General features: G+C 58.8%; 9 protein-coding genes. 5 read left to right on the forward strand and 4 right to left on the reverse strand.

The features are described from left to right. On the reverse strand, window positions 1–362 hold a 362-nt coding region (locus IIA05_12585; GenBank protein ID MCH9027928.1), incomplete at its 3' end, for an NAD(P)/FAD-dependent oxidoreductase. Further along, complete coding sequence (locus IIA05_12590; GenBank protein MCH9027929.1) at window positions 326–832, reverse strand: FAD-dependent oxidoreductase; 507 nt, start codon at window positions 830–832, stop codon at window positions 326–328. The genes IIA05_12585 and IIA05_12590, both read right to left, overlap by 37 nt. A gap of 183 nt (window positions 833–1,015) precedes the next feature. On the opposite strand from IIA05_12590, the gene IIA05_12595 reads away from it, so the two are divergent. The 5 genes from IIA05_12595 to IIA05_12615 all read left to right on the forward strand — a co-directional run bounded on the left by IIA05_12595 (window position 1,016) and on the right by IIA05_12615 (window position 5,758). Beyond that, the gene (locus IIA05_12595; protein ID MCH9027930.1) at window positions 1,016–1,825 is read left to right on the forward strand and encodes a hypothetical protein; all 810 of its coding nucleotides are present in this window, start codon (window positions 1,016–1,018) and stop codon (window positions 1,823–1,825) included. Further along, window positions 1,818–2,984: an inositol-3-phosphate synthase gene (locus IIA05_12600; GenBank protein MCH9027931.1), complete on the forward strand. Its 1,167-nt coding sequence runs from the start codon at window positions 1,818–1,820 to the stop codon at window positions 2,982–2,984. The genes IIA05_12595 and IIA05_12600 overlap by 8 nt, the downstream gene beginning before the upstream one ends. Continuing rightward, window positions 2,929–4,269 carry an NTP transferase domain-containing protein gene (locus IIA05_12605; protein ID MCH9027932.1) on the forward strand — a complete coding sequence of 447 codons (1,341 nt, stop codon included), beginning with the start codon at window positions 2,929–2,931 and terminating at the stop codon, window positions 4,267–4,269. Before IIA05_12600 ends, IIA05_12605 begins: the two co-directional genes overlap by 56 nt. Next, window positions 4,262–4,828, forward strand: coding sequence for a DUF4202 family protein (locus tag IIA05_12610; GenBank protein ID MCH9027933.1), 567 nt, complete (start codon window positions 4,262–4,264; stop codon window positions 4,826–4,828). The genes IIA05_12605 and IIA05_12610 overlap by 8 nt, the downstream gene beginning before the upstream one ends. 246 nt (window positions 4,829–5,074) lie before the next feature. After that, the gene (locus IIA05_12615; protein MCH9027934.1) at window positions 5,075–5,758 is read left to right on the forward strand and encodes a zinc metallopeptidase; all 684 of its coding nucleotides are present in this window, start codon (window positions 5,075–5,077) and stop codon (window positions 5,756–5,758) included. A gap of 59 nt (window positions 5,759–5,817) precedes the next feature. Here the strand turns inward: IIA05_12615 and IIA05_12620 are convergent, their stop codons facing one another. Both IIA05_12620 and IIA05_12625 read right to left on the reverse strand, forming a co-directional pair. Next, on the reverse strand, window positions 5,818–6,072 hold the full coding sequence (locus IIA05_12620; protein MCH9027935.1) for a translation elongation factor-like protein: 255 nt from the start codon (window positions 6,070–6,072) through the stop codon (window positions 5,818–5,820). A 90-nt stretch (window positions 6,073–6,162) separates the two neighbouring features. Then, a complete protein-coding gene (locus IIA05_12625; GenBank protein ID MCH9027936.1) occupies window positions 6,163–7,224 on the reverse strand; it encodes an NAD(P)/FAD-dependent oxidoreductase in 1,062 nt (353 codons plus the stop codon). Window positions 7,225–7,258 lie beyond the last annotated feature (34 nt).

The raw sequence follows: 7,258 nt of genomic DNA on the forward strand, positions 1-7,258 counted from the left end.
CTGGGCACACCGACCAGAAAATAAATGTGGGCGATGCCCCATATCCACCAGGCGAGCCGGCCGGTCATCTGGTAGCGTGAAAACTCGATGACCGCCGATCTGCGTCCGATCGTGGCGAGATGGCCGGTATGACGGTAACGAAATGTCTGCGCGGACGGTTTGCCGGCGATTCTTCTGGCAATAATGCCCGCCACGAATCGGCCTTGCTGCTTGGCGACCGGTGCGATGCCGGGAACCGGTTCTCCCTGAGCGTTCTTCACCAATGCGGCATCGCCGATGACAAAGATATCGGGATCGCTTTTTATCGACAGGTCGGCGCGGACGATCACCCTGCCGACCTGGTCGGATTCCGGTCCAGCCATCGACCGGCCGGTGACGCAGCCACGCCGGCCGCCCAGATAATGGTTGCTGCGGCGATCCTGTCGCCGCCAATCGTCACCCCTTCGCCATCGCAATGCGTCACCGGTGTACCCAGTCCCCTGGTGGTTTCCCAGTCCTCGTGGCCGAAATAGGAGTGGGTGGAACCGGTCGCGACGATAAGATAGTCGAAAGCCACGGCTTCACTTTTCAGGATGACCTCATGCCGGGCGACATCGATGCCTATCACCTCAGCCAGCAACACCGATGTATTTTTCTGGCGGCTCAGGATAGAGCGAATGGGCCAGGCAATGTCCGATGGCGGCAGGCCGGCTGTGGCAACCTGATATAACAAGGGTTGGAACAGATGATAGTTATGCCGGTCGACGACCGTGACGTCAGCCGCAACACCCGCCAGCCTCTTGGCAGCAAACAGCCCGCCAAACCCGGCGCCCAGGATCACAATGCGTGGCATAAGTGTAGTATATCGAAAATAGCTGGGAGATTGGGTCAGCGAGCTGCGGGGAACGCTGGTGTCGAGTGTCGATCGCTTCAGGAGCCGACCAACCACATGGACCAGCCGACGCTAGACGTTACCCTTGCGTACCACCAGCGCTCCAAACACTTCCCCTTCCGGTTCGCGCCCTCTCTCGGCTACATGGACTGGCAGACCCAACCGGATCCGTTCCGTCGATTCGAGGGGGCGCAAACCTTTCCCCTGGGGTTCGAACCCGTTAGGCCCTTGCCGCGCTACGAGCCTGCGTTCGTCCTTGGCCAAGTCGATCCAGCCCCGCTCAACGCGGCGACCGTCGCTCGGCTCTTCTATGATGCGCTGGCGTTGTCCGCATGGAAGGAGATTGCGGGCGCCCGCTGGTCGCTGCGTGTCAACCCGTCGAGCGGAAACCTCCATCCCACGGAGGGTTACCTGGTCGGTGGATTGCTCCCGGGCTTGTACGACAAGCCGGCCGTTTACCACTACGCGCCGTTAGTCCATGCGCTTGAGCTCCGGGTCGAGCTGTCCCCACAGGTGTGGCGCGCCATTTCCGCGCAGCTTCCCAAAAACGCGCTGCGGAGTTCGATGAAGCCAAGCTTCTTGTGGCGCAGAGGGCATGGGTGCCCGAGTTCCTTGCCGCTCTTTTTTCTTGCAGGGGGGGACGTCCGCCGCGCAGCCCAGCAGACGAGTTGCGACCAGGCGATTGCGGCGGCGGGCGGAAGCTCGCCAAATATTAGCAACGAAAAAGGCGCCTCGGGGCCGGTTTTTTGTTATGTTTGTGGGTCCGGCGGGCCGCTCTCGGCCATCCTTGGCGTTCGCGACCCCGGCATGTCCATGTGGAAGGGGGGGGGGAACATGCGAAAAAGCGAGGTAAGTGAAAAAAATATAACGACGTCAAAGACGCCAACGTTATTTTTGCCGGGGAAAATTCATCTATTGCACGGAAATGACAGGAGATATGAAAACCATGAGTAAGATCAAAATTGCGCTCGTCGGCATTGGCAACTGTGCCAGTTCCCTGATTCAAGGTATCCACTATTACCAGGGAAAGAACGAGCAAGATGCCGTCGGCTTGATGCATTGGGAGATTGGCGGATACCTGTCCGGTGACATAGAAGTCGTTGCGGCCTTCGATATTGACCAACGCAAAGTCGGTGTCAGTGTAAACGAAGCGATTTTTTCCCCGCCTAACTGTACGACGGTTTTCTGTTCCGAACTCCCTGCGTCCAGTGTCAAGGTGCGGATGGGCAAAGTTCTGGACGGTTTTTCCGAGCACATGAAAAACTACGCTGAAAAACGTACCTTTATTCTCGCCAATGAGCCGGAACCCGGCACAACAGATGTCGTTCAGGCGCTCAAGGAATCCGGCGCACAAATCCTCTTGAATTACCTGCCAGTCGGCTCCGAGGAGGCGACCCGGTTTTATGCCGATTGCGCATTGCAGGCCGGTTTGGCTTTTATCAACAACATCCCGGTCTTCATCGCCAGTGATCCCGATGGAAAATGGGGGCAGCGTTTTGCCAAGGCCGGTCTGCCCATTATCGGTGACGACATCAAGGCCCAGTTGGGGGCCACGATTACCCATCGCATGTTGACCGATCTGTTCGCCAAGCGGGGGGTCAAGCTGGAGCGCACCTACCAGCTCAACACCGGTGGCAACACCGATTTTCTCAACATGCTCAACCATTCCCGCCTGGTCTCCAAGAAAGAGTCCAAGACCGAGGCGGTACAGTCCGTGGCCGCCCGCCGTATGGATGATGACGACATTCATATCGGTCCCAGTGACTACGTGCCCTGGCAAAACGATAACAAGATCTGCTTCCTGCGTATGGAGGGCAAGTTGTTCGGCGATGTGCCCATGAACCTCGAGTTGCGTCTGTCGGTGGAGGATTCGCCCAACTCGGCGGGCGTGGCCGTCGATATGATTCGTTGTACCAAACTGGCGTTGGACCGCGGCCAGAGTGGCGTCCTGGAAGCGCCATCGGCCTATTTTTGCAAACATCCATCACGGCAGTTCACTGACGACCAGGCTTACCGCATGATCGAGGCCTTTATCGAAACCAAACGGGGGCAATTGCATGAAGTGTCTGATCATCGCCGCCGGCAAGGGCCGCCGGCTGCAGCAGAGGGGTGACAGCAAGCCCCTCATTCCCATCCTCGGCATCCCCCTGATCGAACGTGTCATCCGCGCCGCATTGGCAGCTGGCGCGGATGAATTTTATGTCGTCATCGGCTACCGGGGCGAGTTGGTTCGGGATTTCCTGAAGCAGCTGGCGGAGCGGCTCGCGATTCCGATTACGCCGCTGGTGAATGAGGATTGGGACCTGGGAAACGGTGTTTCGGTACTCAAGGCGCGAGGTGTTCTGCACGAACCGTTCTTACTGCTGATGGCGGATCACCTGTTTGATCCCGACCTGGTTCGACCATTGATCACCTTGCCGCTGGGCGATGGGGAGATCGCGCTCGGGGTGGATGGCGACATCCGTAACCCGCTCCTCGACATGGAGGATGTCACCCGCGTTTGGGTGGCAGACGATGGCCCGGCGGAAAGCAAGAAGATCCGTGATATCGGTAAAGGACTGGCCGACTTCAATGGCTTCGATACGGGTATTTTCCTGTGTTCTCCCGCCATCTTCCAGGCGCTGGAGCAAAGCAAAGAAAAGGACGGCGACACCACCTTGTCCGGGGCGGTTCGGGTCCTGGCCGCTGCAGGGCGCGCCAAGGCAATCCCGATCGACGGATTCTGGATCGATGTGGATGATCCCGCAGCATTCCAGAAGGCGGAGCAGGCCTTGTTGAAGCGACTGCGCGACAAGCCCGGCGACGGGCCTGTCGCTCGTTATTTGAACCGTCCCCTGTCCGTGCGGATTTCCCGCTATCTGGTGCAGCGCGATGTGACGCCCAATCAGATCTCCCTGTTCTCGTTTCTGTGCTCCCTGCTGGCCGCCGGACTGTTTGCGCTGGGCGGGTATGTTGCCTTGTTCGTGGGTGGTGTCCTGGCCCAGTTCGCGTCTATCATCGACGGTTGTGACGGCGAAGTGGCCCGGCTCAAGTACCAAAGCAGCGATTTCGGCGGCTGGTTCGATGCGGTACTGGACCGCTATGCCGACGCCTTTCTGCTGTTTGGCCTGACTTGGCACCTGCTGGCGGCGTCAGCGAACGGCTGGGTCCTGTTGGCCGGTTTCATGGCCATTATCGGCTCGTTCATGCTCAGTTACACAGCGGATAAGTACGACCACCTGATGCGCGAGCGAATCCGGGCGGGCGGCAAGGCCGGGTTGCGGATGGGGCGCGACGTGCGCGTGTTCCTCATCTTTGTGGGCGCGGTGGCCAATCTGGTATTGCCGGTATTGATTTTGATCGCCGTGGTGATGAATCTCGAAACCTTGCGCCGGGTGAGCATTGCGCGTAATGCATAACATTGATTGCGCCAGGCAAAAAATCCGTGCGCTTGTCGCAGGCTCGGGGGTGCCTGAAGATCCGCATCACGCCGACAACACTTTGCAATGGCTTTTGCGCCTCGAACCGGATGCCGGCGAGGCCCTGCAGCTGGCTGCTCTGGCCCATGACATCGACCGGGCAATCGAGGCGGGCAAGGTGAAACGAGCGGATTTCGACGATTACGACGTCTTCAAGGCGGCCCACGCTAAACACGGTGCGGAACTATTGCGCTCGATTCTAACCGGTTGCAACGTGGCACCCGATATCGTGGACGAAGCTTGCCGCTTGGTGGAGGTCCACGAGGTGGGCGGCGATCCCGACGCCGATCTGCTCAAGGATGCCGACAGTATTTCCTATTTCGATGTCAACCTGCCACTGTATTACCAGCGCGAGGGGTGGGCCGAGACCAAACGGCGATCGCTCTGGGGCTATCGGCGCCTCTCCGCGCGAGCACGCAAGATTGTCGAGAAAATCAGTTACCAGGAAGAGACGATGACCCGTCTGCTGCGCGAGGTGATTCATGAAGATATCCGCTAACTGCTTTATTGCAGCACTGTGCGCATTGTGTCTCGGGAAGCGAGGCCATGCTCAAAGTACCGCTTAAAGTCGGTCATTTCTTTTGTTGGATGGGGGGGCATGATTTTCGTGTCCTCGACACAAGTTTCGGCTTCGGTGCCGTAGGCAATGTCGAGAAAGTAAAGTGCCGGCGTTGTGGTGTGATTATCGCCCGCCAGGCTTAACTAGCTACGAGGACATCCACTAGCTACGAGGAATCCGCTTTGTATGCATTTCGTCGTCCTCATTGTTTTGTTGATCGCGTTGGTCGTGGGACCAGGCCTGTGGGTTAAAGCGATCATGAAACGTTACAGTCTTCCGGCCGATCGTTACCCTTGGAGCGGTGGTGAGCTGGCCCGCCGGTTGTTGGACTCGCTGGGTCTTCACGAGGTGGGCACCGAGACCAGCGATGTTGGGGATCACTACGATCCGGAGGGCAAAGTGGTCCGGTTGTCGCCGCAGAACTATGACGGTCACTCACTGACCGCCGTGACGGTCGCGGCGCATGAAGTCGGCCACGCACTGCAGGATGCAAGAGGCTACGGGCCGCTGAAGTGGCGGACACAACTGGTTCGCTGGGTCAGCCCCGTGGAAAAGGCCGGTGCGGCGTTGCTGATGGCCACGCCACTGATAATCGGCTTGACCCGGGCTCCGGCGGCTGGCTTGTTGATGTTTCTCGGCGGTCTCCTGGTCCTGGGGTCCGGTGTCGTCATTCATTTATTGACTTTGCCGACCGAATTCGATGCAAGCTTTGAACGCGCACTACCGATGTTGGCGCAAGCGAAAATTCTGCGGCCCGGAGACGAGCCTCATGCGCGACGCCTGCTCCGGGCCGCGGCCCTGACCTACGTGTCCGCGTCGTTGTTGAGTCTGGTGAATATCGCGCGTTGGTGGGCGATCTTGAGACGGTGATGCTTCGGCGCAGAATCGCCGTGCGGAACGATATCAAGCCGCATCGGTCTGCCTTCGGCTCAGGTCACCACATAGACTGTATCGTGTTCCCTGGCGTGCTCGATCACCACAAGCCCGATCTGGTCGCCCGGCTTGGCGATTTCCACCGCCTCATGGTCGATCTCCATCGATTCGACTTTCTGCTCGAAGTCTGAGGTGTGGCCCTTGACGTGAATGGTGTCGCCCTTATGCAGTTCGCTGTCCGTAATCGTCACACCTGCCACATGTAGGTGGCCGTAGTAGTGGGTCACCGTGCCGATTCTTGTCTCAGTCATGTCATTCTCTCCAACGTACGCTGCAAGCTTTGCGGTATTTCTCAGTATAGACCCTGGGTCGTGCCATTCCGCCAGATCTTACGCAATTAGTCAGTCGGCATCCTCGACACCCGTGATCAATCGGGCGCCGCGACCATAAGTGATGTACTCCCACAGCCAGCGGATGGAAACCACCAGGGGACTGGGCACACCGACCAGAAAATAAATGTGGGCGATGCCCCATATCCACCAGGCGAGCCGGCCGGTCACCTGGTAGCGTGGAAACTCAATGACCGCCGATCTGCGTCCAATTGTGGCGAGATGGCCGGCGTGACGGTAACGAAATGTTTGCGCGGACGGTTTGCCGGCGATTCTTTTGGCAATAATGCCCGCCACGAATCGGCCTTGCTGCTTGGCGACCGGTGCGATGCCGGGAATCGGTTCCCCCTTATGGTTCTTCACCAATGCGGCATCGCCTATGACAAATATATCTGGATCGCTTTTTATCGACAGGTCGGCTCGGACGAACACTCTGCCGACCTGATCGGTTGCCACGTCCAGCCAATGACCGACCGGTGACGCAGCCACACCGGCCGCCCAGATAATGGTTGCTGCGGCAATCCTGTCGCCGCCAATCGTCACCCCTTCGCCGTCGCAATGCGTCACCGGTGTCCCCAGACGAACTTCAACGCCGAGCCTTTCTAACGATCGACGTGCGTAGTCAGATAAAGATGGGCGCAGATAGGGGAGCAGGCGCGGACTGGCTTCGACCAGTGTGACCGTAGCGCTGCGCGGGTCGATGCGCCGAAAGTCAGCAGCAAGCGTATGATGCGCGAGTTCGGCGATCGTGCCGGCGAGCTCGACACCGGTTGGCCCGCCGCCGACGATGACAAAGCGCAGCAAGCGCTCTCTTACTGCTTCATCGTCAGTCATCTCCGCCTGTTCGAAAGCAGTGAGGATGCGTCGACGAATATGGGTCGCATCGTCGATGCTTTTCAGGCCGGGCGCTATCGATGCCCAGTCCCCGTGGCCGAAATACGAGTGGGTGGAGCCCGTCGCGACAATCAGATAGTCGAAGGCCACGGATTCATGCTCCAGGATGACCTCGTGCCGGGCGACATCGATGTCCATCACCTCAGCCAGCAGCACCGATGTATTTTTCTGGCGGCTCAAGATGGAGCGAATGGGCCAGGCAATGTCTGACGGC

This window comes from Pseudomonadota bacterium, from assembly GCA_022572885.1.
Taxonomy (GTDB): Bacteria; Pseudomonadota; Gammaproteobacteria; order Steroidobacterales; family MnTg04; genus MnTg04.